2 protein-coding genes are annotated in these 3,146 nt (G+C 75.7%); both read right to left on the minus strand.

What is annotated here, in order from left to right:
* Positions 1-746 (minus strand): IclR family transcriptional regulator (locus BN12_RS25475; RefSeq protein WP_048555387.1); only part of this gene is annotated, 746 nt, incomplete at its 3' end.
* A 77-nt stretch (positions 747-823) separates the two neighbouring features.
* On the minus strand, positions 824-3,146 hold a 2,323-nt coding region (locus BN12_RS25870), incomplete at its 5' end, for an SbcC/MukB-like Walker B domain-containing protein (RefSeq protein ID WP_083454814.1).

Here is a 3,146-nt window from a genome sequence, read left to right on the forward strand (position 1 = left end):
AGCTCCCGGGCGGACCGGCGGGCGAGCCGCCCGAGGGCCGCGAGCCGGGTCTCGTCGCCGCGACGATCGGGCCCCCACAGACACAGGACCGCCACGACGCCGCCGTCCGTCGGTGCCACGATGGGCGCGGCGACACCCCACGACCCCTCCTCGAGCTCGCCACGGCACACGGCATACCCGCGGCCACGCGTGCGCTGGAGATCGGCCCGCAGCTCCTCCCACGTCGTCAGCGTGCTGTCGGTGTACCGCGTGAGGTGCTCACCGACGATGGACAGGGCCCGAGGCTCGGGGATGGCGGCGAGGAACGCCTTGCCCATCGACGAGGCGTGGAGGACGACGGGCATCCCGATCCACGAGGGCTCGGAGGTGAGCGGAGGGATGACCTCGCCGACGTAGCTGACCTGGTCGTCCTCGACGACGCCGAGGCAGGCCACCTCGCCGGTCTCCAGGCTCAGCTGCTCGAGGACCGGCTGGGCCGCGTGGACGATGTCGGAGTGGGTCCGGACGGCCGCGAGCTCGGTGATCCGCGGTCCGAGGACGAAGCGGCCACGCCGCGGATCGCGGACCACGAGCCGCTGCCGCTCGAGGGTCACGAGGAGTCGCCAGGCCGTCGAACGGTGCAGCCCGCACTCGTGGGCCAGCTCGGTGAGGGAGCTGGCGGAGCCTGCGGCCGCGATCGCGCCCAGCAGCTCGACGGCCCGGTCCACCGACTGGACATACGGGCCGATGTCCGACTCCTGGGTCAACCGCTCCGCCTCCTCGGCCCACCGCGACGCCGCCTCGCGTGCGCGCGTCCCATCCTCCCATGCCGGTCCTGGCCGCCTCAGCCCGCGGCGAGGTCGACGACGTCGACGCTGGACCCGTGTGGAGTCTTCAGGACGCGGAGCTGATGCGGTATGCGATGCCGCAGGTCGGCGACGTGGCTCACCACTCCGACGGCTCGCCCGCCGTCGCGGAGCGTGTCGAGGACGGCCATGACCTGCTCGAGGCTCTCGTCGTCGAGGGTGCCGAACCCCTCGTCGACGAACAACGTCTGCAGGTCGATGCCGCCCGCCTCCTCGCGGACGGCGTCGGCGAGCCCGAGGGCGAGGGCGAGGGAGGCCATGAAGGACTCCCCGCCGCTGAGGGTGGAGGTGGCGCGGGGCTGGCCGGTCCACAGGTCGACGACCTCGAGGCCGAGACCGCTGCGGCCGTTGCCCCGGCGGTCGTCGGTGTGGCGCAGCTCGAAGCGACCCTCGCCCATCACGGCGAGGCGCTCGTTGGCCAGCGCGGCGACCCGCTCGAGCCGGGCCGCCAAGACGTACGACGAGAGCGGCATCCGCAGCGTGTTGGAGCCGGAGCCCGTCGCAGCGTCCGCGACCTCGGCGACGACCACCTGCCTCGTGAGGAGCGGCTCGAGCGCCGTGACGTGCGCGTCGATCTCGGCGATCAGGGCGGCGCCGGTCCGGAACGTGCCCTGGGCGTCGGCGAGCCGGTGGACGGCTCGCCGCGCGGCCTCGACGGTCGCATCCCGGCGGGCGGCGGTGGCGTCGACATCGACGGGGTCGCTCGCGAGCGCGGCGACGACATCGGGGTCGTCGAGGACCGCGCGCACCCGGACGAGGGCCTCCTCGTGCCGCCGCAGCCGATCGCGGAGGGACTGCAGAGCCGCCGGTGACAGCAGCGCCGAGCGAACCTCCTGGGCATCCGAGAAGTCCGCCCCGGCGAGGGCGGCCTCCGTCGTCGCGCGCTGGGCCTCGAGGCGGGTCGTCGACTCCTCGACCTGGTCGACCCGGCGCACGACGTCGCCGAGCGCCTGTCGCACCGCGCGGTGACGCTCGGCGACGAGGCGCAGTCGCTCGGGGTCCCACGGCTCCTTCGGGTCACCGTCCTCGGTCGTCGCCGTCCGGGCGGGCGCATCCACGCACGCACAGGGGCACTCGTCACGATGCCGCACCAGGCGGGCCTGGAGCCGGGTGGCCGCGTCCCCGGCCCGCCGCTCGTGAGCCGTCGCGGCGGCCTCGGCGGCCCCGGCGGCCTCCACGCTGAGGAGCCGCTCGCCCATGAGGGCCTCGAGGTCGCGACGCGCCTGCTCGAGCTCCTGTGCCACGTCCGCGGCGGCGGTCCTCGCCTCCTTCGCCCGCGCGACGGCGGCGTCCGCCTGCCGCACCTCGTCGTCCAGGGCCTCCTCGTCGCGCTCGTCTCCCGCGAGCTGCGCCAGTCTCGTCTCCTGCGCTCCGCGGAGCCGCGCCACCCGGGCCGCCGCATCCGCGCGCGCGGCGAGAAGCGACTGGTGGACGCGCTCCGCCTCCTCGACGTCCTCCGCGGCGACCGGCGCCCTGGTATGCGACGCCGGCGCCGGATGGTCCTGCGCGCCGCAGACGGGACAGGCCGCGCCGTCCGACAGGCTCGCGGCGAGCTCGGCGGCCATGCCGTCGAGGCGGGCCTCCCGCAGCTCGAGATAGGCCTCCCGCGCGGACTGCTCGGCATCGGTCCACTCCCGCAGCCGATCGACGGACTCCTCGAGGTCCAGCGCGCCCCGATCCACGGCTCGGCGCAGGTCCCGGCGCCGGCGCGCCTCGGCCAGGGCGCTCTCCGCCGCGGGCAGGGAGCCGGCAGCCGTCAGCAGCTCCTCATGTGTCGTCGTGAGCCCGTCGATGCCCTCGGTGTGCGCGATGACGTCGTCGGCGAGCTCCTCGGCGCGCCGGCTCAGACGGGCAGACTCCGCGCGGCTCCGCACGATGTCGGCGCGACCGGTGACCACCTCGTCCCCGAGGCGCACGGCCTCCTCGATCGTCGCGTCGCCCGCGGTGACACGGGCCAGGAGCGCCGACCAGCGTCCGGCGTCGGGCTCCTCCTGCGCCGCTCCCAAGGGGATGCCCTGCGCCGCTCTCGAGGGAATGCCCTGCACGACGCCCGAGGGGACCCCCTGCACGGCCGCGTCGAGGGCATCGCGCCGCCGAACGACCTCCGTCTCCGCGGAGGCGAGGAGCTCGAGATGGGCGCGGACCGGTGCCGCGCGCAGCGCCGCGTCGAGCGTGGCGCGCGACCGGGCGACCTCGTCGGCGTCGTCGGCCAGCTGTGCCTCGACCACCAGTGCCCGGGCGGCCTTGTCCTGGGCCGCGGCCACCCGCTCCGCCTCCGCATGGGCGGCCTGGGCGCGCCGC

The organism is Nostocoides japonicum T1-X7, assembly GCF_001046855.1.
Taxonomy (GTDB): Bacteria; Actinomycetota; Actinomycetes; order Actinomycetales; family Dermatophilaceae; genus Nostocoides; species Nostocoides japonicum.